24 protein-coding genes are annotated in these 23,069 nt (G+C 71.2%); 9 read left to right on the forward strand and 15 right to left on the reverse strand.

Going from position 1 to position 23,069, the window contains the following annotated elements:
• Positions 1 to 18: 18 nt before the first annotated feature.
• Entirely contained in the window at positions 19 to 975 is a 957-nt protein-coding gene (locus tag ABH926_RS45175; protein WP_370373160.1) for a hypothetical protein, read from the reverse strand.
• 201 nt (positions 976 to 1,176) lie between these two features.
• Here ABH926_RS45175 and ABH926_RS45180 point away from each other — a divergent pair, with 201 nt between their 5' ends.
• Complete coding sequence (locus tag ABH926_RS45180) at positions 1,177 to 2,430, forward strand: peptidase S8 (RefSeq protein ID WP_370373162.1); 1,254 nt, start codon at positions 1,177 to 1,179, stop codon at positions 2,428 to 2,430.
• A gap of 82 nt (positions 2,431 to 2,512) precedes the next feature.
• On the opposite strand, the gene ABH926_RS45185 is transcribed toward ABH926_RS45180, so the two are convergent.
• Entirely contained in the window at positions 2,513 to 3,355 is an 843-nt protein-coding gene (locus tag ABH926_RS45185; RefSeq protein WP_370373164.1) for an SAM-dependent methyltransferase, read from the reverse strand.
• Positions 3,356 to 3,551: 196 nt separating this feature from the next.
• Here ABH926_RS45185 and xylB point away from each other — a divergent pair, with 196 nt between their 5' ends.
• The gene (gene xylB, locus ABH926_RS45190; protein ID WP_370373166.1) at positions 3,552 to 5,003 is read left to right on the forward strand and encodes a xylulokinase; all 1,452 of its coding nucleotides are present in this window, start codon (positions 3,552 to 3,554) and stop codon (positions 5,001 to 5,003) included.
• 28 nt (positions 5,004 to 5,031) lie between these two features.
• On the opposite strand, the gene ABH926_RS45195 is transcribed toward xylB, so the two are convergent.
• Entirely contained in the window at positions 5,032 to 6,393 is a 1,362-nt protein-coding gene (locus ABH926_RS45195; RefSeq protein WP_370373168.1) for an MFS transporter, read from the reverse strand.
• Positions 6,390 to 7,025 (reverse strand): ArsR/SmtB family transcription factor, encoded by a 636-nt coding sequence (locus tag ABH926_RS45200; RefSeq protein ID WP_370373170.1) that lies wholly within the window; start codon positions 7,023 to 7,025, stop codon positions 6,390 to 6,392. The genes ABH926_RS45195 and ABH926_RS45200 overlap by 4 nt, the downstream gene beginning before the upstream one ends.
• An 83-nt stretch (positions 7,026 to 7,108) precedes the next feature.
• Here ABH926_RS45200 and ABH926_RS45205 point away from each other — a divergent pair, with 83 nt between their 5' ends.
• Positions 7,109 to 8,071 (forward strand): NAD-dependent epimerase/dehydratase family protein, encoded by a 963-nt coding sequence (locus ABH926_RS45205; RefSeq protein WP_370373172.1) that lies wholly within the window; start codon positions 7,109 to 7,111, stop codon positions 8,069 to 8,071.
• 751 nt (positions 8,072 to 8,822) lie between these two features.
• Positions 8,823 to 10,067 carry an alpha/beta hydrolase family protein gene (locus ABH926_RS45210; protein ID WP_370373174.1) on the forward strand — a complete coding sequence of 415 codons (1,245 nt, stop codon included), beginning with the start codon at positions 8,823 to 8,825 and terminating at the stop codon, positions 10,065 to 10,067.
• A gap of 228 nt (positions 10,068 to 10,295) precedes the next feature.
• On the opposite strand, the gene ABH926_RS45215 is transcribed toward ABH926_RS45210, so the two are convergent.
• The 3 genes from ABH926_RS45215 to ABH926_RS45225 all read right to left on the reverse strand — a co-directional run bounded on the left by ABH926_RS45215 (position 10,296) and on the right by ABH926_RS45225 (position 13,234).
• The gene (locus ABH926_RS45215) at positions 10,296 to 10,703 is read right to left on the reverse strand and encodes an ADP-ribosylglycohydrolase family protein (protein WP_370373175.1); all 408 of its coding nucleotides are present in this window, start codon (positions 10,701 to 10,703) and stop codon (positions 10,296 to 10,298) included.
• Positions 10,704 to 11,017: 314 nt separating this feature from the next.
• The gene (locus ABH926_RS45220; protein WP_370373177.1) at positions 11,018 to 12,049 is read right to left on the reverse strand and encodes a hypothetical protein; all 1,032 of its coding nucleotides are present in this window, start codon (positions 12,047 to 12,049) and stop codon (positions 11,018 to 11,020) included.
• A gap of 3 nt (positions 12,050 to 12,052) precedes the next feature.
• Complete coding sequence (locus ABH926_RS45225; protein ID WP_370373179.1) at positions 12,053 to 13,234, reverse strand: NB-ARC domain-containing protein; 1,182 nt, start codon at positions 13,232 to 13,234, stop codon at positions 12,053 to 12,055.
• Between the two features lie 273 nt (positions 13,235 to 13,507).
• Here ABH926_RS45225 and ABH926_RS45230 point away from each other — a divergent pair, with 273 nt between their 5' ends.
• The gene (locus ABH926_RS45230; RefSeq protein ID WP_370373181.1) at positions 13,508 to 14,026 is read left to right on the forward strand and encodes an NUDIX domain-containing protein; all 519 of its coding nucleotides are present in this window, start codon (positions 13,508 to 13,510) and stop codon (positions 14,024 to 14,026) included.
• 83 nt (positions 14,027 to 14,109) lie between these two features.
• Here the strand turns inward: ABH926_RS45230 and ABH926_RS45235 are convergent, their stop codons facing one another.
• A complete protein-coding gene (locus ABH926_RS45235) occupies positions 14,110 to 14,598 on the reverse strand; it encodes a GNAT family N-acetyltransferase (RefSeq protein WP_370373183.1) in 489 nt (162 codons plus the stop codon).
• 183 nt (positions 14,599 to 14,781) lie between these two features.
• Here ABH926_RS45235 and ABH926_RS45240 point away from each other — a divergent pair, with 183 nt between their 5' ends.
• Both ABH926_RS45240 and ABH926_RS45245 read left to right on the forward strand, forming a co-directional pair.
• Positions 14,782 to 14,907 carry a hypothetical protein gene (locus ABH926_RS45240; protein ID WP_370373185.1) on the forward strand — a complete coding sequence of 42 codons (126 nt, stop codon included), beginning with the start codon at positions 14,782 to 14,784 and terminating at the stop codon, positions 14,905 to 14,907.
• A 109-nt stretch (positions 14,908 to 15,016) separates the two neighbouring features.
• A complete protein-coding gene (locus tag ABH926_RS45245) occupies positions 15,017 to 15,859 on the forward strand; it encodes an alpha/beta hydrolase (protein WP_370373187.1) in 843 nt (280 codons plus the stop codon).
• 13 nt (positions 15,860 to 15,872) lie between these two features.
• Here the strand turns inward: ABH926_RS45245 and ABH926_RS45250 are convergent, their stop codons facing one another.
• From ABH926_RS45250 to ABH926_RS45275, 6 genes are read right to left on the reverse strand one after another with little or no spacing between them, the layout of a single operon-like run.
• Complete coding sequence (locus ABH926_RS45250; RefSeq protein ID WP_370373189.1) at positions 15,873 to 16,595, reverse strand: hypothetical protein; 723 nt, start codon at positions 16,593 to 16,595, stop codon at positions 15,873 to 15,875.
• A gap of 49 nt (positions 16,596 to 16,644) precedes the next feature.
• On the reverse strand, positions 16,645 to 17,328 hold the full coding sequence (locus ABH926_RS45255) for an SDR family oxidoreductase (protein WP_370373191.1): 684 nt from the start codon (positions 17,326 to 17,328) through the stop codon (positions 16,645 to 16,647).
• Positions 17,325 to 18,119, reverse strand: coding sequence for a putative protein N(5)-glutamine methyltransferase (locus tag ABH926_RS45260; RefSeq protein WP_370373257.1), 795 nt, complete (start codon positions 18,117 to 18,119; stop codon positions 17,325 to 17,327). The genes ABH926_RS45255 and ABH926_RS45260 overlap by 4 nt, the downstream gene beginning before the upstream one ends.
• A gap of 10 nt (positions 18,120 to 18,129) precedes the next feature.
• Positions 18,130 to 19,101, reverse strand: a complete 972-nt coding sequence (locus ABH926_RS45265) for a tyrosine-type recombinase/integrase (RefSeq protein ID WP_370373193.1) — start codon at positions 19,099 to 19,101, stop codon at positions 18,130 to 18,132.
• The gene (locus tag ABH926_RS45270; RefSeq protein WP_370373195.1) at positions 19,098 to 19,508 is read right to left on the reverse strand and encodes a DUF1992 domain-containing protein; all 411 of its coding nucleotides are present in this window, start codon (positions 19,506 to 19,508) and stop codon (positions 19,098 to 19,100) included. Before ABH926_RS45270 ends, ABH926_RS45265 begins: the two co-directional genes overlap by 4 nt.
• Before the next feature lie 28 nt (positions 19,509 to 19,536).
• Complete coding sequence (locus ABH926_RS45275; RefSeq protein ID WP_370373197.1) at positions 19,537 to 20,037, reverse strand: MarR family winged helix-turn-helix transcriptional regulator; 501 nt, start codon at positions 20,035 to 20,037, stop codon at positions 19,537 to 19,539.
• Positions 20,038 to 20,142: 105 nt separating this feature from the next.
• On the opposite strand from ABH926_RS45275, the gene ABH926_RS45280 reads away from it, so the two are divergent.
• On the forward strand, positions 20,143 to 21,081 hold the full coding sequence (locus tag ABH926_RS45280; protein ID WP_370373199.1) for an EamA family transporter: 939 nt from the start codon (positions 20,143 to 20,145) through the stop codon (positions 21,079 to 21,081).
• Between the two features lie 47 nt (positions 21,082 to 21,128).
• Positions 21,129 to 22,361: a trans-acting enoyl reductase family protein gene (locus tag ABH926_RS45285; protein ID WP_370373201.1), complete on the forward strand. Its 1,233-nt coding sequence runs from the start codon at positions 21,129 to 21,131 to the stop codon at positions 22,359 to 22,361.
• Between the two features lie 150 nt (positions 22,362 to 22,511).
• Here the strand turns inward: ABH926_RS45285 and ABH926_RS45290 are convergent, their stop codons facing one another.
• Positions 22,512 to 23,051, reverse strand: coding sequence for a YbhB/YbcL family Raf kinase inhibitor-like protein (locus ABH926_RS45290; protein ID WP_370373203.1), 540 nt, complete (start codon positions 23,049 to 23,051; stop codon positions 22,512 to 22,514).
• Between the last annotated feature and the right edge of the window lie 18 nt (positions 23,052 to 23,069).

The following is a 23,069-nucleotide window of genomic DNA, read 5'->3' on the forward strand; positions in this document are numbered from 1 at the left end:
CGCCGGATCCGGGTCGGGTCAGTCCCACTCCCACCGCAGCCCGCACATACCCGGCTGCACATCCGAAAGCGCCAGATGCGCGCTGTTGCTGGCGCCCACCCACAGCGGCCCCAGGCTCCGCTCCGGAGTCCCTCGGCGCGGCGAGTAGAACCCCTCGCAGGCTGCCGGGATGCACTCCGGATGGAACTCGACCTCAAGGACGAGCACGTCGGCCGGGCGGTAGAGCGAGTGCCGGCTGTAGTTCTGCTCAACGGTCGACGGCTCCGCGTCGTAGGAGAGGTATTCGACCGTCGCGGTGTCTCCGCGGTTCAGGACCCGGTCCAGGATGAATTCCGCGACCGCGTAACCGGACTGCGGATCCGAGCGGATCCGGCCGAGCCGGACGGCGTGGACCGCCTCGAAGCGCTGCGGGGCCTTGTCGGTGCGCATCACCGCGATGATCCGGTCGACGCCGTCCTGCTCGGCGCGCACCACCTTGCGAACCGAGGTCCGGGCCAGCGTGCGCCGCTCGGTGGCCTGTACGCGGACGTGCGTGTAGACGACGGACACCGCCCACAGCAGCCGCCGGGCATCTTCTTGCAGAGCCGTGAGCGTGCGGTGGAGCCGCTCGGTCTCCAGCCACAGCGCGTGGGTCGGCGCCGGCTCGATCGCGGCGGCGGTCCAGCGGCCCCGTGCACGGCGCGGTCCCAGCAGGGACATCAGGCTGTTCGGCGGCAGCCTGAGGATCTCCTCCAGGGCCGTCACCGCCCGCAGTGATTCCGAGCGCTCGGGACGGTTGCTGCCGCGCTGCCAGTAGCTCAGCGCCGCCGGGCTCAGGGTGACGCCACGTTCGGCGAGCCTGCTGCTGACCCGGCTCAGGCTCAGGCCGCTGTTCTCGATGGCGGTCCGCAGGGCCTCGCCGAACGGTCCGGTGCGAAGAGCTTCGGCGGCCGTGTTCTGCGGCGGTCGTTGTTGCGGCGGTCGGTGTTGCGGCATGGGACATGCTCGCTCTCTGACAACGGGGGCCAGATGATAGCCCGCGGTCGCCGAACACTGTCAAGGCTCGTGACTGAATGACCAGAAGGGCGCCGCGCCGAGACGGGCCGGACAGGCCGCCTTCTCCGCTTCACCAAGGGAGTCGCAGCGCTTCCGTCAGGGCCTTGACCTGCACTTAAGCCGCGCAGTTACATCTCCCTCATGAATATCAAACCCCTCATACGCCCACGGGCCCTGTGGGCCGTCGTGGGCGCCGGCACGCTGGCGGCCACGGCCCTCAGCGTCACCGCCGAGGCCGCTCCGGCGCGTACTGCCAACGCCTGGCACCAGTGGCACCAGTGGCACCAGTTGTGCGCCGTGCCCGGCACCGACCAGGCGTCCTGCGACGTCCTGCAGGTCGACGATCCGGCCGAGCCGGTCGCCGCGTTCGGCGTCACGGCCGGCGCCGCCCCCTCCGGCTACGGCCCGGCCGACCTGCGCAGCGCGTACAGCCTCCCGGCCGACGGCGGTTCGGGCCAGACCGTCGCCGTCATCGACGCCGACGCCGACCCGAACGCAGCGAGCGACCTAGCCACCTACCGCCAGCAGTATGGGCTCCCGGCGTGCACGACCTCCAACGGCTGCTTCCAGAAGGTCAGCTCCAGCGGCAGCACCACGAACCTGCCGCCCAAGGCGAGCGCGAATCAGGGCACTGAGGACTCGCTGGACCTGGACATGGTCTCCGCCATCGCCCCCGACGCGCACATCGTCCTGGTCGAGGCGGACGGCGGCGGCGTGTCGAACATGGGCCAGGCGGTGAACGAGGCGGTCACGCTCGGCGCGAAGTTCGTCTCCAACAGCTACATCTGGAAGCAGGCTTCCTCGGACCCGAGCTACGACGAGGACTACTACGACCACCCCGGTGTCGTGATGGCCGCCGGGACCGGCGACTGGGACTACCAGTGGGGTGTCGGGTATCCGTCGAGTTCGCCCTACGTGACGGCCGTCGGGGGCACCTCGCTGGTCAAGGCCTCGAACCCGCGGGGGTGGACCGAGACGGTGTGGAACAGCAAGCCGGGCGAGGGCACCGGCTCGGGCTGCTCGGCCTATGAGTCCAAGCCCTCCTGGCAGAAGGACTCCGGCTGTGCCAAGCGCACGGAGTCCGACGTCGCCGCCGTCGCGGACCCCGGTCACGGGGTCGCGGTCTACGACAGCTATCAGGAGAAGGGCTGGGGCGTCTACGGCGGGACCAGCGCGGCCACCCCGGTCATCGCCGGGGTCTACGCCGACGCCGGGACGCCGTCGTCCGGATCGAACCCGGCTTCCTTCCCCTACGCCGATCCCGGCGCGCTGAACGACGTGACCAGCGGCAGCGACGGCAGCTGCAGTCCGTCCTACCTGTGCACCGCGCAGAAGGGGTATGACGGCCCGACCGGCCTGGGCACCCCGAACGGCACCGCGGCCTTCCGCGGCTGACCTACGCCGGCGCACGCGCCAGCACAGCGACGCGCCCACGAACCCGAGTCCGTGGGCGCGTTGGTGATGTGTGTGTCGCCGCCTACCGCTTGATCCCGACCGCCGCGTGGCCGTAGTCCAGCGACCGCTCCTCGTCGGTGAGCTCGTGGTCCGGCCGCCAGCCCGGGATGATCACCACGCCCGGCTCCAGCAGCTCGGTGCCCTCGAAGAACCGCTCGATCTCCTCGCGGTCGCGCAGCACCAGCTGGGAGGTGGCGTTGTTCCAGCCGGAGCGCGCGGCGCCGAACTTGCCGGGCTCGTGGCCCTCGGAGGCGTGCGAGACCACCAGTGCGCTGCCGGGGGCCAGGGCGTCGAGGAACTGCGCGGCGATGCCGTGGGCGTCCTCGGCGTCGGAGACGAAGTGCAGCAGGGCCACCATCAGGACGGCGATCGGCTTGTCGAAGTCCAGGATCGCGTGGACGGTGCCGTTGTCCAGGATGGTCTTCGGCTCGCGCACGTCGGCCTGGACGATCGCGGTCCGGGCCGGGTCGGCGCCGGAGAGCAGGGCGCGGGAGTGCGCCGAGACGATCGGGTCGTAGTCGACGTACACCACCCGGGCCTCGGGCTGGACGAGGCGGGCGACCTCGCCGGTGTTGCCGGGGCCGGGGATGCCGGTGCCGATGTCCAGGAACTGGGTGATGCCGGCCTCGGCCAGGTGGCGGACCGCGCGTCCCAGGAAGGCGCGGTTCACCCGGGCCATGCCGCGCAGCTCGGGCATGAGGCCCAGCGCGACCTCGGCGGCCTCGCGGTCGACGTCGAAGTTGTCCTTGCCGCCGAGCAGGTAGTCGTAGATACGGGCGGGATGGGCCTTGGTGCGGTCTATATCCGGGGGTGTCCAGTCCGGGAGCTCTGCGCCGCCGTCCTCGCTGATCGACTCGTCGGTCATCCTCGACCCTCCCGGTGGCAAGTGGCGCGGTGGGCGTCCCGCGTGTGGATCAGGGTAGCCGATGATCATCGAGGGCTGATACCTGGACCGGGGCGCGGTCCGCTGGAAGGCCGCCACGGGCCGGGCGGGAGGATGCCGCCCGATGCTAAGTTCACGTGTCGAATGATTCGCCGTATCGCGCCGGGAGTGCCTGAGAATGACCCGTAATACCCTGGTTGCGGGCGTCGACTCCTCGACGCGAGCGTGCACGGTCGTGATCCGCGACGCCGCCACCGGCGAGCAGGTCCGCCGGGGCTCCGCGGCGCACCCCGGCGGCACCGAGGTCCACCCCTCGGCCTGGTGGGAGGCCCTCGGGCAGGCGGCCGCCGAGGCCGGCGGGCTGGAGGACGTCGCCGCGGTCTCGGTCGCCGGACAGCAGCACGGCATGGTCTGCCTGGACGACGAGGGCGCGGTGGTGCGCCCGGCGCTGCTGTGGAACGACACGCGCTCGGCCCGGGCCGCGGCCGACCTGGTCGCCGAACTGGGCGGCCCGGCGGCGTGGGCGGACGCCGTCGGCACCGTCCCGGTCGCCGCGCTGACCGTGGCCAAACTGCGGTGGCTGGCCGAGCACGAGCCGGGCCGGGCCAAGAGCACCGCGGCCGTCTGCCTGCCGCACGACTGGCTGACCTGGCGCCTGGCCGAGGACCGCGACATCAGGGCACTGAGCACGGACCGCAGCGACGCCTCCGGGACCGGCTACTACTCCCCCGCCGCCGGCGCCTACCGCCCGGACCTGCTCGAGTTGGCCTTCGGAGCGCAGCCGCTGGTCCCGAAGGTTCTCGGCCCGGCCGAGACCGCGAGCATCCTGCGGCCCTCGTCCGGCTTCGCGCCGGCCGACTCCCCGCGCATGCGGCTCGGCGCGGCCGGGCTGAACCCGCTGCTGGTCGCCGCGGGCGCCGGCGACAACGCGGCCGCGGCGCTGGGCCTGGGCGCCGGGCCCGGCGACGTGGTGGTGTCCATCGGCACCTCCGGCACGGTATTCGCCTGCTACGAGGCCCCGATCGCCGACCCGACCGGCGCGGTCGCGGGCTTCGCCGACGCCACCGGCCGCCACCTGCCGCTGGTCTGCACCCTGAACGCGGCCCGGGTCCTGGACGCGGCCGCCGCGCTGCTGGGCGTCAGCCTCGGCGAGCTGTCCCGCCTGGCGCTGTCCGCCCCGGCCGGCGCCGACGGCCTGACGCTGATCCCGTACCTGGAGGGCGAGCGCACCCCGAACCGCCCGGACGCCACCGGCACCCTGCACGGCCTGCGCCTGACCAACTCCACCCCGGCCCACCTGGCGCGCGCCTACATCGAGGGCATGCTGTGCGGCCTGGCCGACGGCCTGGACGCGCTGACCGCGGCCGGCGTCCCGGTGGAGCGCATCCTGCTGGTCGGCGGCGCGGCCCGCTCCGAGGCGGTGCGGGCGATGGCGCCGGCGGTGCTCGGCCGCCCGGTGCTGGTGCCGCGCGCCGGGGAGTACGTCGCCGACGGCGCCGCGATGCAGGCGGCGTGGGCGCTGAGCGGGGCGGCGGAGCCGCCGGCGTGGGGCGGGTACGAGGCGGAGCGGTCCGAGGCGGAGCCGGTGCCGTGGCTGCGGGAGCGGTATCACGAGTATCGGGACGCGTGAGGACGCTGCTCTCATCTATCCACTAACGCTATCCGTCGAGGCCGCCGTCCAGGGACCGGATCCGCAGCACCGGCGAGGCCGGCAGCCAGAGCACTGACATCGCCCCGCCGACGGCGCCGACGAGCAGCGTCGCCCGCAATCCGATGATCCCGGCCAAGGCGCCGCCGGCGAGCGCGCCGAGTGGCCGGATGCCGTAGTTGACGGTCGCGTAGGCGCCGGACACACGGCTGCGGACGCTGTCGTGGATGACGGCGGTCTGCAGGGAGTTGAGGGGGATGTCGAACAGCATCACGCCCATTCCGCCCAGGAACTCGGCAAGCGCCACGGCCGCCGCGCACAGCCACACCGAGCCGTGCGCCACGGCGACGATCGCGATCGGCGCCGGGAACAGCACGGCACCGACAGCGATGCCGCGTCCGACGCCCACGGCTCGTACGACCTTCGGAGCGAGGACGGCACCCAGCAACGCACCGCTCGCCCCGAGCCCCAACGCCAGGCCGACGGCCCCGCCGGACAGCCGCAGCACCCGCGTCGCGAACAGGATCAGCAGGTTGGTGTTGGCGACGAAGGTGAAGAAGTTGACCGTGGTGGCGCAGGCCAGTGTCGTGCGCAGAATCGGCTCGCGGGCTATGTAGGCGATGCCTTCCTTGGCCCGGCGCACCACCGAGACCTCGGTGGGCTCCGGCTCGGGCTCGTCCACCGGCACCCGGCTGATCGTCAGCGCCGAGAACAGGAACGACACCGAGTCGGCCAGCACCGCGAACGCCGCCGACGTCGCCGCGATCAGAGCACCGCCGAGCGCCGGACCGCCCATGAACGAGGCGGAGCGCGTGGCCGAGAGCTTGCTGTTGGCCGAGACGTACTCCGAGCGCGGCACCAGGTACGCGAAGAAAGGCGGGTACGAGGTGTTGAACAGCACGGCCGCGGCGCCGCAGAGCAGCGCGACGCAGTAGAGCTGGCCAAGCGTCACCGCGTGGAAGGCCGCGGCGGTCGGCAGGCTGAGCAGGACGGCGGCGCGGGTCAGATCGGCGGCGATCATCAGGCGCCGCTTGCCGGGCCGCCGGTCGACCCAGGCGCCGAGCAGGACGCCGAGCAGGTTCGGGAGCCAGGCCACGGCGGCCAGCACGGAGACCTCGGTGGCGCTGGCGCGCAAGGTGACGGCGGCGATCAGAGGCAGGGCGAGTTCGGTGACGCGGTCACCGAACTGGGAGACGGTGTCGCCGAGCCAGAACCGGCGGAAGTGGGTGCGGGCTGAGGTGGCGGCGGGCGCTTCGGCTTCGGCGAGCGCACTGGTCGCGGCGGCGGCGGCGACCGGCCCGGGCCCGAGCTCTGCGGGAGCATCGGTTTCGGCGAGCGGTTCCATCTCGGTCGGCGATTCGGCGCCCGTCATTCATCGCCGCCCGTGCCGCCCGCGCCGTTCGCGCCGTTCGCGCTTTCCGGCAGCGCATAGCGCACCAGCCGCACACCCCGGCTCCCCGCCGGCCGCTCCGCCGCGTCGCGGTTCACGTAAGGAGCCAGTACCTCCTCGACCCCCTCCAGGATCGTCGCCAGTTCCGCGGCGTCCACCACGACCCGCGTGTCCGACATCCCCGCGGCGCGGCTCCATTCGGCGTCCAGGCCGGGTTCGATGTCGGCCAGCCAGTGTCCGGGGAACGCCAGCGCGTGCGCCATCATCTCCCGCATCAGCGTGCGCGCGGCGGTGAACCCCTCGGCGTCGTCGGCCTCCGCCGGAGTCTCGAAGCGGAACCCTCTCACCGCGGCCTCCCAGCGGCGGGCCCGGCCGTCCGGGTGCGGCTCGCCGTCGCGGACCAGGCCGAAGCCGGCCAGGTGCCGCAGGTGCCAGCTCGCCGCCGAGGGGCTGATGCCCACGCGCGGCGCCACCTCGGTCGCGCTGGCCGGGCCCTCACGGCGCAGGATGTCCATGATCGCCAGGCGGGCCGGGTGAGCCAGGGCCCGCATCATCCTCGGGTCGTCGATGACCAGATCGCCGAACCTGCCGCGTTCTTCACGCTTCCCCGTCATGATGTGAAAGTATTGCTTCACATCTTCGGGCGTCAACCATAAATCCGGTGGCGCCGTGCGACACCGTCACTAGGCTGGACCGAATGCGCATTCTGATGTTGGGCGGCACCGGCTTCGTCGGCCGGGCCGTGGTCGAGGACGCCCTCTCCCGTGGTCACGAGGTGGCCATCTTCAACCGCGGACGCTCCGGCTCCGCCTTGTTCCCCCAGGTCCAGCGCCTCGTCGGCGACCGGGACACCGATGACTACTCCGCCTTGGCGACCGGTGAATGGGACGCGGTCGTGGACTCGTCCGGGTACGTGCCCCGCCACGTCAACAAGGCCATGGACGCCCTCGGCGACCGCGTCGGCCGCTACGTCTTCGTCTCCAGCCACGCGGTGTACGAGCGCAGCGGCGTGGGGCCCGGCTCGACCGAGGACACCCCGCGGCGCGCGCCGGTCCGCGACACCGAGGAGCTCTTCGAGGAGACCTACGGGCCGCTGAAGGTCGCGTGCGAGGACGACGTCCAGGCCCGCTTCGGCGAGCGCGCGAGCATCGTGCGCCCGGGCAAGGTCGCCGGTCCGCACGATCCGCAGAACGGCCTGACCTACTACGTGCGCCGCGCCGCCGCCGGCGGCCGGCTCGCGCTGCCGGGCCGACCCGAGCAGCCGGTGCAGCTCATCGACGTCCGCGACGCCGCGCGCCTGATGGTGCGCCTGATCGAGGACGGCCGCGGCGGCGCGTACAACGCCGTCGGCCCGGCCGAGACGCTCACCATGGCCGACGTGATCGGGCTGTGCGCGAAGGCGGCCGGCACCGAAGTGGAGATCGTCCCGGTGCCGGAGCAGGACGCGCAGGGCACATTCTTCCCGCTGATCCGCGACCCGGAGGACTGGCACCGCATGCAGCGCGACCCGGCGCGGGCCGTGGCGGCGGGGATGCCGCAGACGCCGTTCGCGACGACGGTCGCCGACGTGCTGGCGTGGGACCGGGAGCGCGGGCTGCCGCCGCTGCCGTTCGGCTTCACCGAGGAGGAAGAGGCCAAGGCGCTGGCCGAGGCCGGGTAGTCGGTCCGCGCCTCAGAGTTCGAAGCCTTCGAGTTCCAGTCCCCTAAGCTCCACGGCACACCCCCGATCTGCGAAACCGCAGGTCGGGGGTTGTGTTTTGAGCGAGATGGTTGGAGCCACCCGCGGACTCCAACCTTGGCTAGTTCAGAAGGCTTCCGATTCTTCGATATGCGCCTAGATCTGCAGGTCAAAGCCATGACGTCGGCGACCCCGCTCTAACGCGGCCGTTGCTGAAGCTAAGCAGCTGTGACCCGCCCGAGGCTGATGCCGCAGCGCTGATCGCCCACGGCACCGCCCGCCCCACCGAACCCGGCCGCATCGGCGGCGCCGTCGACCAGGCGGCGGAAGCCGGCTCGACCGGCCCCGCGTTTGTGCCCGGCGATTTCAAGCTCAACATCAGCGCGAACCCGCCGAACGACGAGCGGATGCTCGGGATCGAGTGGCCACCTGGACCACTGGCGAACACCTGCTGGCCGGCATCTTCGACCAGCTTTCGATCCTGCGATGGATGTACCTGCAAGTCCACCGCGACCCGAACTCACCGCAGGTCCCGGCCCCGCAGATGCTCCCTGTCCCGGCGACGCTGACCAGGCCGAGCCGTCCGCCGCCCCGGTCAACTACGACCTCGACGCCGTTCACGCCGCGCCGGTCACCGAACTGGCTGCCGTCGTCTCCGCTCGGGCCGAGCACAGTGCCCCTCCGTCTGGTAAATAAGAGTTCTGCGACCTTGGTTTCTCGGCTAGGAGAACTCATGCCCGTGCCCCGCTCCACCGACCTCGCCGCACTCCATCCCGGCCGCCGTACCGCCCTCGCCGGCCTGGCCGCGCTCGGGCTCGGGCTCGGCACGGTCGTGCCGACGATCTCCGCCGGGCCGGCTCGAGCCGCCACCGCCCCCCTCGTCGGCCCGCTTCAGCTCACCCTGCCCGCGCCGACCGGCCGGTGCCGGATCGGAAACGTCGCCCTGCACCTCATCGATCGATCCCGCCGCGATCCATGGGTCCCGTCGCATCCGGCACGTGAGCTGATGATCAGTATCTGGTACCCGGCCCGCGACGTCGACGGCTACGACCCCGTGCCCTGGCTGCCCGCCGCCGCGTGGTCGGCCTATCTGCGGCGCATCCAGATTCCGCCGGGCCTGGTGACCGTCCCCTCGACGCACGGCTATGACGGCGCGCCCGCCGATCGCCGACACGGTCCGCGTCCCGTGCTGCTGTTCTCACCGGGTTCCGGCGGCGACCGCGGCGACTGCACGACGTACACCGAGGAGCTGGTCAGCCACGGCTACGTGGTCGTCACCATCGACCACACCCACGACAGCTCGGAGGTCGAGTTCCCGGACGGCCACGTCGAACCCCGTACCATCCCGGCGGGCACTCCGGCGATCGAAACCGAGGCGGTCTCGGTCCGGGTCGCCGACACCCGGTTCGTGCTCGACCAGCTGTGCGCCATCGCGGCGGGCCGCAACCCGGATGTCGAGCACCGTCCGTTGCCTCGCGGCCTGGCCGAGATGCTGGACCTGTGCCGGATCGGGATGTACGGGCACTCCATGGGTGGCGCCACCGCGGCCTGGGCGATGCTCGACGACCGGCGGATCCTGGCCGGATGCGACCTCGACGGCTCGCTGTTCGGCCCGGTCCTCACCGCCGGGCTGGACCGGCCGTACCTGTTCATGTGCTCACAAACGCACGACCTGGCCAACGATCCGTCCTGGGCCCAGGCCTGGTCGCATCTGCGGGGTTGGCACAAGGAACTCCGCCTGGTGAACTCCGCGCACAAGTCGTACACCGACCTCCAGTCACTGCTGCCCCAGGCGGCCGCCGTCGTCGATATTCCGCCGAGCGCCCTGCAGACGATCGGCACCGTTGACCCGGCCCGGTCGGTACTCGCCGTACGCACCTATCTGCGCGCATATTTCGACCGGTTCATCCGCGGACACGACAGCCACCTGCTCGACCGTCCGTCCCCGGCCTTCCCCGAAATCGAGTTCCTGGCCTGACCCGCCTGATAGCGCCGTGGACAGTACCGGCCGGTTGTCCCGGATCGTTATCGGCGTGGCCTGACTTACAACTAGGCGCCGCTCTCACACGGGAAGACGCTCAGCCCGCGTCCCGCTGCGGGACGCTATCGGGCTGGGGGTTGCGTGAGAATCGCGTGGGGTATTGCCGCGTCCGTATTTGGCAACGACGAGCCAGGGATACTCAACCGAAAACTCGGCTGGACTGGGTCAGTCGCCGGCCGCTGTGATCCGGTTCGTCAGATCTGCCAGCCCGTCTGCGTTCAAGCCGGGCCAGCCGTGGATGGCGCGCTGCCACTCGCCGGGGATCGCCGTACGCCCCCAGGCCGCGCCCAGTAGCGCGCCGGCGATCGCCGCTACGGTGTCGGTGTCGTCGCCGGCTCGGACTGCGGCCTGCAGGGCGAGGTGGAAGTGCGCCTCGGGGTCGTCCGGGGAAATCTTGGTGTGCCAGATGGCGGACCATGCGGCTTGCAGCGCGGTGACGACGAAGCCGTTCGGCTGGAAGGCGTGCGGCAGCTTGGCCTCGGCCTCGTCCAGCCAGGCGGTCCACTGGGAACGGCGCTCGGCGGGGAGTTGGAACACCGCGTCACGGACGCCGTGAAAGGCCACAGGCTCCACAAACAGCATGGTGAGCGATGTTCGAACGGGCAGGCAACGGCCCCGACGCCCAGGTCAAGGCTGTTTTTGCGCAGGCAGCACTCGAACGCCGATTCTCATCCCAACCCGTTTTGGATTCTGGTTCGTCGCCGTCGGCGGTGAATTGGTGGTGGCGTTCCACGCGCATACGGCGTCCGGACCGGCCTCCGGCACGGGCACCCCATGCCGAGGCGGCCACCACAATCGCGGTCAATGGATCAGCAGAGCATCCCCGACTGAGTTCATGGCGAGCGATCAGTGACTGACAGCGCTCCAAGATCCCCGACTGAGTCAAGCTAAGCGCGGGCTTCGGGGAATCTGACGAACTGCTCAGCGCGGCCCATTCGGCGGATTCCGAGGTCCGCGAAACGCCTCCGGCCGCTGGCGATCAACCGCTGGTACTCGGCGTCGTCGCCTTGGATCCGGGCCAGGACGGCGAGTGAGATCTCGCATTCGGCGATCACGACGGCGTGGTTGATCCGGATGCCCAGTTCCAGGCTGCGTTCCAGGTTCGCGCGGGCGTGCTGGCAGAGCCGGGTCTCTTCCTCGACGGTGTCAGATCGCAGTGCCCGGTTCATGATGGCTAGGGCGGTCTCGCCGGAGCGATTCGCGATCCGTTCGGTGTCGTCGCCTCGGTTCTCGAATTCCAGCAGCCCGGTGAACAGATGCTCGGCCTCTTCGAACTCGTCCTGCAACAGTGCTGCGAACCCGAAGTCCAGCCGTGCCCCACGTTCCAGTAATCCGTCTCCGCTTTGGCGAGCGTATATCGCCACCTGCTCGGCCCAGTATCGAGCGGTGGGGCCGTCGTTGGCGTCTCGGGCGATGCCGGACAACGAGCGGGCGGCGTTGCCGGCCCAGCGCGCTGCGGCCGGTGAATCGTCGCATCTCCGGGCTGCCTCGAGACCTTGGAGGCAGTAGCGTTCCGTCTCGGGGTAGTCGCCGATCTGGAGCAGCGGCCAGGCGATGGTCGACGCGCAGAGTTCCGCGATCGCCAAGTCGTCGCCGAGCAGTTCGGCGACGTCGAGAGCGGCTCTGCCCCAAGTGACGCGTTCCTTCAGGGCATTGCGATAGCCCAGGAATCGAGCCAGGGATCCCACCGCGTGGATGAAGAGCTGACACAGCTCGACGTCGTCCTCGCGGCAGCGTTCCCGCGCCACGGCCAACGCCGACATGATGTCGACTCGGTCGGCCTCCAACACGTCGTTGTCGGCTGCGTTGTCGACCACCAACCGCAGGAGGTATCGCATACGGCGCATGCGGCAATTCTCGTCGAACGCGGCGTCAGGCTCATCCGACGATGTGCCCGACCGCCACAGCCGCCGACGCACAGCTCACTCCCACCGCGATGCGACGTCGGTGCTGATGAAGTAGCGTGTCAGCGGGTGCAGGGTATAGCGCTCGTCCTGGCCCCCGACCAGGCTGAGCATGGACCGTCGGACCAGCATGGCGGCCGCTCGGTAGAACTCCTGATCAGCCATGTCGGCGGTGTACTTGACCGCGCCGGCGGTCGGGTTTCCCTCGAAGAGCCGCATGGCGACCAGCACCTTGCGGGCGGGTCCGTCCAGCTCCTTCCAGGTCCGCCGGAACATGAAGCTGTAGAACTCGTAGCTCAGATCGTTGAACCCGGCCTCCTCGACGACTCGCAGGACCTGTTCGATCGGCTCGTAGTCCATCTGTCCGCTGATGAGCAGCATCGCCAACGGCGCACCGCCGGCCGCGTCGCGGATGCGCGCGAGGGTGTCGGCGTCCGCTTTCATCAGGTTCCGGTTGTTCTGGAGCTGGCCGGTCCTGACGAGAAACGCGACGCCGTCCTGCGGTGAGAGTCCTTCGAGATTCATGGTGAACACGCGCTGGTGGATGACGGCGTACCTGCTCGTCATCAGGGCCTTGCTCTGGCCGAGGATTTCGAACAAGCCGGCGACCAGTGCGTCCCGGTCGGGCACGGTCTCCAGGTTGTCAAGCACAATCAGCACTCGATGATCGGCCAGCCAGGCCCTGACGATCTCCGCCTTCACCGCCGTGGGCGCATCGGTGCTCGACGGCACCTGCGAGTGGTGAAGCAGGTCGTTGACCAAGGCATCGAACGAGTAGTCGGCGACCTCGGTGCGCAGGACGCCCTCTCCGACGAACTTCTCAGCCGGGGTGCTATGCCAGAAGATGCTGCTGAACAAGCCTTCGGCCGCGGCCACACGCATGGCCTCCTGCGCCAGCGCGGTCTTTCCGATCCCGCCCACACCCTTGAGCGTGATCAGGGGTATCAGCGGATTCCTCAAAGCCCCCATGAGCATCGCCAGATCCTCGTATCGCCCGATGAACTCGACCGGCGGGAGGACGGGTTGCCGGGCGGCCGGCCGCTCCGAATCCGCCGCGACGACAGGCGTCGCCGGCGGCGGCTCCTCGTGGCCGCTACGCCTACGGATCGCTTCCGACGTGCTCTTCACCAACTCCAGTGCATCGCCGAACGAGCCCAAGAGGGCCACCGCCGCGATCCCCGTCCCCGCGATGAACGTCACCGGGCCGGAAATCCCGGATGGAAGCACCGGTTTGACGTACCTGTCGATGGTCCACAAGAGGAGAACGAGGAGTGCTACCACCAGAAGTAGTGCCGAGACGATGCGCCGCACCCCCCAAGGAATATCAGGCTTCTGAATAGGTGGCTAGTGTTTCCGGACTTGGAGCCACAAGAGCCAGCCACACTCGCGCCTACCTGTGGTCCGAAGGTGTCGTGCGGCTCCCTGATTGGAAAACTGATGGAGTGACGACATCGAGGAACAGGCTGACGGTCGATGACATTTGAGGACGATCTCGCCGCTGAGGGCGAGCCGGAAGCCGAGTTCCACGTCGGGATCGCCGCCAGGCAGCCGATGAAGCGTGTCGCCGCCGGTGCGCTGTTCCATGATCCGCAGGGTCGGATCGTCATGGTGGAACCGATCTACAAGCCCACCTGGGAGATCCCGGGCGGAATGTGCGAAAAAGGCGAGGCCCCCCGGGACGCCTGTCGGCGTGAGGTCGCCGAGGAGATCGGCCTGGCGACAAACGTCGGCAGACTCCTGGTCGTGGACTGGCAGCCGGGTCATGGCGTCTGGGGTGAGATCGTTGTGTTCGTTTTCGACGGTGGCACCTTGTCCGAGCAGCATATTGACGCGGTTGAGCTTCAACCTGACGAGTTGCGTGGACTGCACCGGGTGGCATTGACGGATATACGCGGTCGAGTACGCCCCAGCATGTATCGCCGTCTCAGCGAAGCCGACAGAGCCAAGCGCAACGGCGAGACGTTGTACCTGCAATTCGGCCGCCGAGCGTAGCAGTATGCGCTAACGAGACCAGCGCGGATCACCCGCACGTCAAGCAGAGACATCCCCAGGTGCTGCGTGGCCCCCTGCACGCCTCAGAGTTCCAGGACGTATCCGAGCAGGCTCGCGTCCCCGTCGAGGCCGTCCGGCCGGAAGCCGCACTTCTCCAGCACGCGCCGCGAGGCGACGTTGTGCCCGGCGACGTAGGCGTGCACCGGCCGCTCGGTGAGCTCGCACAGGAACAGCGCCAGCGCGGTGGTGGCGACGCCGCGGCCCCAGTGGTCGCGGCCGAGCCAGTAGCCGAGCTGGCGCTGTTCCCATTGGGTCCAGGAGGTCAGCGAGCCGGCCACCTCGCCGTCGACCACGACCGCGCGGGCCAGGATCGCCGGGTCGGCCAGGATCGCGCGCCACAGTGCGTCATGGTCGCGGCGCGAGACCGGCATCGCGGCGGCCATCCGGGCCGCGAGCGGATCGCGCTGGTGCTCGAAGAAGAGCGGCACGTCGGCCACCCCCACCGGCCGCAGCCGGATGTTGGCGTGCGCGCCATCCCGCTGTAAGCCGCCATCGCGCCAAGGACCCCTCACCACCCCGCCTTTCGTCCGGTTTCCCACCGTAGTTCCCCCGCGGGTCGCCCGATCTTCACACCGGACAGGTAATCCGCAGGTGCGCAACCCATTTTCGCCTTTATTCGATTGGACTCCACGCGCCGACTCCCTTATAATCGAAGGCATACCGCCGATGCGATCAAAGGATCCAAGGAGTCAACGATGAACTTCGCCTCGACCTACGAGCTCGCCGCCGCCCAGACCCGTCTGGCCGAGCTGCACAAGCAGGCCGCCGACGCCCGCCTGGCGCGCATGGCCAAGAAGGAGCGCCGCCGCAAGGCCGCGTGAGCTCAGACGACAACGACATCCAGTGGGGCCGCCCGATGTGGGCGGCCCCACTGGCGTGTGCGGGCAAAAGGTGTCGCCCGGCCGACGGCACGGCCCTAGGGTGCGCGGCATGGCTTCCGAGGTCCCTTACAGGCCGCTGCCGATCGACCAACCGGTCGTCTACGCGCACGGCCCCGATTCGAGCCCGCGACCGCAGACTCCCGCAGGCACCACGGTCGAGTTCGAGTGGCGCGAGAGCACCGTCTACCCGGGGACGTCGCGGAAGTTCTGGGTACACCTGCCGGCCGGATACGACCCGGGCCGGCCGGCGAACGTGATGGTGTTCCTGGACGGCTGGTGGTACCTCGACCCGGCCGGCGACGTGCGCGGCGGAATCGTCCTGGACAACCTCGTCCACGCCGGCGAGATCCCGATGACCGTCGGGGTGTTCGTCGATCCCGGCGTCTTCGAAGGCTCCGGCCAGCCGAAGAACCGCAACGCCGAGTACGACGCCTTCGACGACCGCCTCGCGACCTTCCTGACCGACGAGATCATCGCGCAGGTCGCAGCCCGCTACCTGATCACCGAAGACCCCGAGCGCCGCGGCATCTGCGGCGGCAGCTCCGGCGGCGACGGCGCCTTCACCGCCGCGTGGCTGCGCCCCGACAGGTTCCGGCGAGCCGTCTGCTTCCTGTCGAGCTTCGCGCAGATGCCCGGCGGGAACCCCTATCCCGCACTGATTCCCGCGGTCGAGCGCAAGCCGCTTCGCATCTTCCTGCAGGCCGGCCATCGCGACCTCGGCTGGGACCGGCCCGCGCGCAACTGGCTGGCGGAGAATCTGCGGACGGCCGCCGCCTTGGCCGAGGCCGGCTACGACTTCCGCCTCGTCCTCGGCGACGGCGCCCACAGCACGAACCACGGCGGGGTGCTGCTGCCCGACGCACTGCGCTGGGTGTGGCGACCGCCGGCGTGAGCCGCGACCGCCATCAGGCCCGAACCTCGCGAACCTCCCGAGCTTCCCGGCCCGGGATCCCCACAGCCCGCCCGGCACCGGCAACCCCCGCGATCCCCGCGATCCCCGCGATCCCCCGCGGCGGCCCGAACAGCAGGTGGTACGGCCGAGCCCCCGGCGCGTCGGCGACCGCGACGTAGTCCGGCGCGGTGCGGGAGGCGGCCGCCAGCAGGCGGTCGCGGGCCTGTTCGGGGGTCAGCGGGTCGATGCCGGTGGCGGCGTACAGACCGGCGCGGATGGTGTCGATGTCGGGTTCGGATTCGCGCAGGTTCTGCTCGGTGGTCTCCAGCGGGAAGCCGTGGCCGGCCTCGTGCCAGAAGCCGAGGGCGATGAAGATGGCCAGTGCCTCGGCCAGGTCCTCGGCGATCAGGGTGCCGCAGCCCTCGCGGTCGGCGTACAGGACCGGGCGGCGCGGTTCCCGGGGGTCGCCGACCAGGTAGTACGTGCCGCCGGTGCCGTCGGCGGCGATCGGGTGCAGGGGCAGGCCGGCCGGGATCAGCAGGCGGTCGCGGGGGGTGCGGCGGGTGATGTCGAAGTCGGCGACCAGGTCCAGCGTCCGGGCGACCTGTGGCGTGGCTTCCAGCAGCCGCAGGAGTGCCTCGCCCGGGTCGGTGTCCGTGGACAGATCCGAATCCGTGGAGCGATCCGTATCCGTGAAGAAATCCGTGGAGGGAACCGTGGCCGTGTCCGGGTGCATGGCCAGCAAAGTAGCCGAGCTCTGCGCGCCGCCACGGCGGCATTTATGCCTACCAGGCGATCGGCCGCCGGTCCCGGAAGAAGCCGCCGGTCGGCCCGTCGTCGGGCAGCGTGGCGGCCCACACGATGCCGGCCGCGCCCTCGGCGACCGGCCGCCCGCCGGGGCCGCCCATGTCGGTCGCGACCCAGCCCGGACACACCGCGTTGACCAGGATCCCGTCGGCGCGCAGGTCGGCGGCGAGCATGCGGGTCAGGGCGTTGAGCGCGGCCTTGGTGATGCTGTACGCCGGCGTGGATCCGCTGGTCATCTCGGTCAGCGAGCCGGCGCCGCTGGAGACGTTCACGATCCGCTGGTGGCTCCCGGCCCGCAGCAGCGGCAGCAGCGTCTGCACCAGCTGCCAGGGCCCGTAGACGTTGGTCTCCGCCGCCTCCCGGACCACCGCCAGGTCGGCGCCGACGGCGTGCTGCCAGGTGTCGTAGTGGATGGCCGCGTTGTTGACCAGCACGTCCAGGTGCCCGAACTCTTCGCGGATCTGCTCGGCGGCAGCCGCGATGTCGGCGGTGCTGGTGACGTCCAGCCGCAGCGGATACGCGCCGTCCCCGAGCTCCGCGGCGGTGTCGCGGGCGGCGCCCTCGTGGCGGGCCGCGACCAGGACCGCGTGGCCCGCGGCCAGCAGCTGGCGCGCCGTCTCCCGACCCAGGCCCCGGTTGGCCCCGGTGACCAGGGCGATCACGACGCCTCCCCCGGCTGCCGCCCGATGACCACGGTCGCCTCCAGTTCCTGGTCCTGCGCTATCCACGCCTTCAATCCGGCCTGCCCGAACTCGTCCAGCATCTGCTCGGCCTGCGCCTCGCTCGTCTCGATCAGCAGGTGCCCCCGGGGCGCCAGCCACCGCGGCGCTCCTTCGGCGACCCGCCGGTGCACCGCCAGGCCGTCGGCCCCGCCGTCCAGGCTCGCCGCCGGCTCGAAGGCGCGCGCCTCGGCGGGCAGGGTGGCGATGGCCTCGCTCGGCACGTACGGCGCGTTGACCACCAGCAGGTCCACTGTGCCGCGCAGCCGCTCCGGCAGCGCCTCGAACAGGTCCCCTTCGTGGGCCCGCGCGCGGGCTCCGAACGGCGCCAGGTTGCTCCGCGCGTAGCCGAGCTGCGCCGCGTCGATGTCGGCGGCGTGGACCTCGGCCTGGGACAGCCGGGTGGCCAGCACCGTCGCGAACGGCGCGGACCCGCAGCACATGTCCACGACCACGCGTGCCTGCCGCCCGAGGTCGACGGCGAGCTCGACCAGGAACTCCGAACGGCGCCGGGGCACGAACACCCCCGGCCCGACCCCGATCCGCAGCCCGCAGAACTCGGCCCAGCCGACGACGTGCTCCAGCGGCTCGCCGGCGCAGCGCCGCCCGACGAGCTCGGCCAGCCGCCGCGCGGGCTCGACGTCCTCCTTCACGGCGCGCACCAGCAGCTCCGCCTCGTCCTCGGCGAACACACACCCGGCGGCGCGCAGCCTGGCCACGACGTCCTCATCCATGATCACGATCTCAGTCTCGCGCAAACACACCCGACAATGCATAGGCGGGCGATTTGTCAAGATGTTGACGCCCGAGGTCGTACCGCTCCGTGGTGGCCGAATTCGCGTGCCCCATGTAGACCTGGATGTCGCGCAGCGGCACCCCGGCGTCCAGCAGCATCGTGGTGCAGGCGTGGCGCAGGGAGTGCGGGCTGATCTTCTTCTCGATCCCGGCGGCCCGGGCGCAGGACTCGACGATCCACTCGACCTGATACCGGGTCAGGCGCGCGCCCTCGGGGCCGGTGAACACCGGCCCGGAGGCCGGACCGGCTCCGACGTCAGCGGTCCCGGCCCGCTCGGCCAGCCAGGCGTCCAGGCACCCGGCGGCCGGCGGCGCGATCGCCTGGTCCTGCTCCTCGCCGCCCTTGCGCCGCAGCCGCACGACCCGGTGCCCGCGCTGGCTGGACAGGTCCTCCACGTTGATCCCGCACAACTCCGACACCCGCAGCCCCTGATACAGCAGCACCGCCACCACCGCCTCGTCCCGCACCCCGCGCTTGGCCGCCTCGGCGAGCATCGCCGCCGACTCCTCGCGGTCCGGCCCCAGCGTCTGCGATTTGCGGGAGATCCGCGGCAGGTGCAGCGCCTTGTCCTTGGCCGGCACCGGGCTGGTCGAGGCGTACCCGGAGTCCACGGCGTAGGCGTAGAAGTTCCGCACGGCACTGATCTTGCGCGCGAGAGTGGCCGGCCGGGCCTTGCCGTCGTCGGCCAGGTGCACGCTCCAGGCGTCGACATGGGCCCGCACGGCGTCGAAGGGATCGACGTCGAACAGCGCGCACCAGGCGAACCACTGCTTCAGATCGACCGCGTAGGCCGAGGCGGTCGTGGGCTTGTACGTGAGCAGGAACAACGCCGCGACCTGCTCGGCCCGCGGACCGGAACCGGGTCCGACAGCCGCCAGCGCACCGGGGACGACCGATACCGGGCTCAGAGGTTCGCTCACGGCTTCATTGTGGCCTGCCGCCAAGCCAGAACGGCTTCCTCCGTGTCGACGCGCGGGATCACCACCGACGGCCCGGGCTGCGGCGTGCGCCGCGCGGCCTCCGAGCGCTGGTCGTAGTCCGCGATCGCGGCACGCAGCACCGCCTCGGAGGCGGCCGGCCGGTCCTCGATCAGCCCTTTGCGCAGATCCTGCGCCTCCCGCCGCAGCGCGAGCGGCAGCGGCAGCGCGTGCACCCCGACCCGCTCCTGCGCGACCTTCTGCGTGATCCACCAGTCTTCGCGGTAGGGCTGGCCGTCGCCGGGCAGCGGCTTGCCCACCAGGGGGTTGTCTTCGAAGGCCCCGCCCTTCTCGGCGTCGCGGACCTGCTTGTCGATGCCGGATGCGAATCGCTCCTGCCAGGTGCTCATACCGCATTATCGCAAAAGGGTTACGGGCTTATCCCAGGGAGGTATCCCCCAGCCCGGTGGCCAGGGCGCGCAGCAGGTCGGCGAGGGTGCCGCGCTCGTCGTCGCCGAGCGCGGCCAACAGGCGCCGCTCGTTGGCGACGTGCAGCGGGACCAGCTTGTCGATCAGCTCAAGACCGGCCGGGGTGAGCCGGATGCGGACGCCGCGGCGGTCGCCGGGGTCGCGTACCCGCTGCACCAAACCCTTGGTCTCCATGCGGTCCACGCGGTTGGTGATGGCCCCGGAGGTGACCATCGCCGTCTTCAGCAGCGCGCCGGCGGACAGTTCGTACGGCGCGCCGGAGCGGCGCAGGGTCGCCAGGACGTCGAACTCCCAGAACTCCAGGCCGTAGCCGGCGAAGAAGTCCTTCAGCTCCTTGTCCAGCAGCCGCGACACGCGGCTGATGCGTCCGACGATGCCCATGGGGGCGGCGTCGAGCTCCGGCTTCTCCCGGGCCCACATCGCGATGATCGCGTCCACCGCGTCGGCCATCGGCGCTCCTTCCGAAGGGTGCGAGGGAATGTGCTAGCTTCCCCTCAACGTTAACACTCTCAACGTTAAGAGAGTTGGCGTGGAAGACCAAGGGGAGAGCTTCACATGACCGCCATCACCACCGCCGCACCGACCACCGCCCCGGCGCCCGCATCCGCCGGCGGCCCGGCCGGCGCCGCCGGCACAGCCCGCGACCTGCTGCTGTCCGCCCTCGCCCCGGCGAGTTGGGGCACCACCTACGTCGTCACCTCCGAGTTCCTCCCCGACCACCGGCCGATGCTGGCCGCGACGATGCGGGCGCTGCCGGCCGGGCTGATCCTGCTGGCGTTCGTCCGCCGCCTGCCCAGGGGCAGCTGGTGGTGGAAGACCGCGGTGCTGGGCACCCTGAACTTCGGGGCCTTCTTCCCCCTGCTGTTCTTCGCCGCCTACCGGCTGCCCGGCGGCGTGGCCTCCACCCTGGGCTCGGTGCAGCCGCTGCTGGTCGCCGGGTTCAGCATCCTGATCCTGCGGCAGCGGCCGCACGCCGCGGTCCTGGGCGCCGCGATCGTCGGCACCGGCGGCGTGGCGCTGATGACGCTGACCGCCAAGGCCCGGCTGGACGCGCTCGGGGTGCTGGCGATGCTGGTCGCCACCGCGCTGATGGCGCTGGCCGTGGTGCTCGGCCGCAAGTGGGGCCGTCCCGAGGGCGCCACGCCGATGGTGCTGGCGACCTGGCAGCTGGTGTTCGGCGGCCTGGTGCTGGCGCCGATGACGCTGCTCTCCGAGGGGCTGCCGGACACGCTGACCGCGCGGAACCTCGCCGGGTTCGCCTACATCGGCGTCGTGGGCACCGCCGTCGCCTACACCCTGTGGTTCCGCGGCATCGAGCGCCTGGCACCGACCTCGCTGTCGCTGCTGAGCCTGGCCAACCCGATGGTGGCCACGGTCGCCGGGTTCGTGGTGCTGCACCAGTCGCTGACGCCGCCGCAGGCGGCCGGGTTCGCCGTGGCGCTGGGCGCGCTGGTCACCGGACAAATGCTGGTCGCCAGGAGGCGCGCGTCCTAAGGTGGACCCGACAAGGTTACCGACCGGTAGTAAGAAAGGCGGCGGCGATGGCCGACACGACCGAGGAAGCCCCCCGGACCAGCTATGACCTGGTGCTGTTCGGCGCCACCGGCTTCACCGGGTCCCTGGTCGCCGAGTATCTCGCCGCCCACGCCCCGGCGGCCGTGCGGTGGGCGCTGGCCGGGCGCTCGACCGCGCGGCTGATGGCGGTGCGCGACCGGCTGGCCGCGAGCCGGCCGGAGCTGAAGACGCTGCCGCTGATCATCGCCGACGCCGGCGACCCGGAGTCGCTACGCGCGCTGGCCGGGCAGACGCGGGTCGTGATCAGCACCGTCGGGCCCTATCTGCACCACGGCGAAGCGCTGGTCGCGGCGTGCGCCGACGCCGGCTGCGACTACGTCGACCTGACCGGCGAGCCGGAGTTCGTCGACGCCATGTACCTGAAGTACCACGCGCGCGCCGTGGAGACCGGGGCGCGGCTGGTGCACTGCTGCGGCTTCGACAGCATCCCGACCGACCTCGGCGTCCTGTACACGATGCGCGAGCTCGGGCCGCAGACCGGACCGGTGCGGGTGTCGGGGTTCATCCGCGCCAAGGGCACGTTCTCCGGCGGCACGCTGGCCTCCGCGATGCTGGCGATGTCGCGCGCCAAGACGATGGCCCGCACCGCCAAGGCCCGGCGCGCCGCCGAGCCCGAGACCCCGGGCCGCCGGTTCGGCGTGCTGGCCGGGCCGCCCCGGCACGACAACACCGCGCACGCCTGGATCCTGCCGCTGCCGGTGATCGACAACCAGGTGGCGCTGCGCAGCGCGGCCGCGCTGCCGGAGTACGGCCCCGACTTCCGCTACGGCCACTTCGCCGCGGTGCGCCGGCTGCCGGTCGCGCTCGCCGGCCTGGCCGGCATCGCGGGACTGGCGGTGGCCGCGCAGGTCAGGCCCCTGCGGCAGGCCGTGGGCCGGACGGTCAAGCCCGGTGAGGGCCCTGACGAGCGCCGCCGGGCCGCCAGCTGGTTCACCCTGCGGCTGCGCGCCGAGGCCGGCGGACGGACGCTGATCACCGAGGTCTCCGGGGGCGACCCCGGGTACGGCGAGACCGCGAAGATGCTCGCCGAGTCGGCGCTGTGCCTGGCCTTCGACGAGCTGCCGGCCACCGCCGGGCAGCTCACCACGGCCGCGGCGATGGGCGACGCGCTGATCGCGCGGCTGACCCGGGCCGGAATCACGTTCCGGACTCTGTCCGGGCCGCCGACCCGCTCTCCCGGCCCGGTGGCGCGGCGCTGAGCGGCGAGGACCACGCGGACCGCCGCCATGATCGGCGCAGAGGATCAGGCGGGCTGTGCGAAAGGACTGCCCGCCGCAGCGCGCGAACGGCCGGCCGGGGCACTGTCGCCGCTCCGACCGGCCGCTGCCGAACTCGCTGGTTCGCGCGTCCTACTCGTCCGCGCTGGCCCAGCCCTGCAGAATCCCGCGCCCCAGCTCGTGGCCGCGCATCATGAAGTGCAGCACCGCCGGTGTGGTCTCCGGGGTGACGCCCAGGTCGCGGACCGAGTCCACGTCCAGGGCGTGCACGGCGAAGAAGTAGCGGTGGCGGCCGGTGCCCGGCGGCGGGCCGAAGCCGACGTACTGGCGCATGCCGATCTCGTTGGGGACGTGGAACGCCGGCCCCGGCAGCGAGTCGTCGCCGGCCCCGGCGCCGGCCGGCAGCTCGGTGGTGTCGGCCGGCAGGTCGGCCAGGCCCCAGTGCCAGAACCCGGAGGGGATCGGGGCGTCGGGGTCGAACATCGTCACCGAGATGCTCCTGGTGCCCTCCGGCACCGGGCCCCAGGACAGCTGCGGGGAGACCTCGCGGCCCCCGGGGACCTCGAAGATCGCCGAGCCGTGCTCGGGGGCCAGGCGCTGCCCGGCCTGGAATTCGGAGGAGGCCACCGTGAATGACGGCACCTGCTCGGAGGTGTCATAGGGCGAGGACACGCACACCACTCCCGTCCA

This window comes from Catenulispora sp. GP43, assembly GCF_041260665.1.
Classification (GTDB): Bacteria; Actinomycetota; Actinomycetes; order Streptomycetales; family Catenulisporaceae; genus Catenulispora.

Excerpts from the sequence above, each read along its gene's own strand:
- ABH926_RS45205 (WP_370373172.1), top strand. The coding sequence starts at position 7,109 with ATGCGCATTCTGATGTTGGGCGGCACCGGCTTCGTCGGCCGGGCCGTG.
- ABH926_RS45275 (WP_370373197.1), bottom strand. The coding sequence starts at position 20,037 with ATGGCCGACGCGGTGGACGCGATCATCGCGATGTGGGCCCGGGAGAAG.
- ABH926_RS45260 (WP_370373257.1), bottom strand. The coding sequence starts at position 18,119 with ATGGATGAGGACGTCGTGGCCAGGCTGCGCGCCGCCGGGTGTGTGTTC.
- ABH926_RS45175 (WP_370373160.1), bottom strand. The coding sequence starts at position 975 with ATGCCGCAACACCGACCGCCGCAACAACGACCGCCGCAGAACACGGCC.
- ABH926_RS45185 (WP_370373164.1), bottom strand. The coding sequence starts at position 3,355 with ATGACCGACGAGTCGATCAGCGAGGACGGCGGCGCAGAGCTCCCGGAC.
- ABH926_RS45270 (WP_370373195.1), bottom strand. The coding sequence starts at position 19,508 with ATGAGCACCTGGCAGGAGCGATTCGCATCCGGCATCGACAAGCAGGTC.
- xylB (WP_370373166.1), top strand. The coding sequence starts at position 3,552 with ATGACCCGTAATACCCTGGTTGCGGGCGTCGACTCCTCGACGCGAGCG.
- ABH926_RS45195 (WP_370373168.1), bottom strand. The coding sequence starts at position 6,393 with ATGACGGGCGCCGAATCGCCGACCGAGATGGAACCGCTCGCCGAAACC.
- ABH926_RS45230 (WP_370373181.1), top strand. The coding sequence starts at position 13,508 with ATGACATTTGAGGACGATCTCGCCGCTGAGGGCGAGCCGGAAGCCGAG.
- ABH926_RS45245 (WP_370373187.1), top strand. The coding sequence starts at position 15,017 with ATGGCTTCCGAGGTCCCTTACAGGCCGCTGCCGATCGACCAACCGGTC.
- ABH926_RS45250 (WP_370373189.1), bottom strand. The coding sequence starts at position 16,595 with ATGCACCCGGACACGGCCACGGTTCCCTCCACGGATTTCTTCACGGAT.
- ABH926_RS45200 (WP_370373170.1), bottom strand. The coding sequence starts at position 7,025 with ATGACGGGGAAGCGTGAAGAACGCGGCAGGTTCGGCGATCTGGTCATC.
- ABH926_RS45210 (WP_370373174.1), top strand. The coding sequence starts at position 8,823 with ATGCCCGTGCCCCGCTCCACCGACCTCGCCGCACTCCATCCCGGCCGC.
- ABH926_RS45280 (WP_370373199.1), top strand. The coding sequence starts at position 20,143 with ATGACCGCCATCACCACCGCCGCACCGACCACCGCCCCGGCGCCCGCA.
- ABH926_RS45240 (WP_370373185.1), top strand. The coding sequence starts at position 14,782 with ATGAACTTCGCCTCGACCTACGAGCTCGCCGCCGCCCAGACCCGTCTG.
- ABH926_RS45180 (WP_370373162.1), top strand. The coding sequence starts at position 1,177 with ATGAATATCAAACCCCTCATACGCCCACGGGCCCTGTGGGCCGTCGTG.
- ABH926_RS45285 (WP_370373201.1), top strand. The coding sequence starts at position 21,129 with ATGGCCGACACGACCGAGGAAGCCCCCCGGACCAGCTATGACCTGGTG.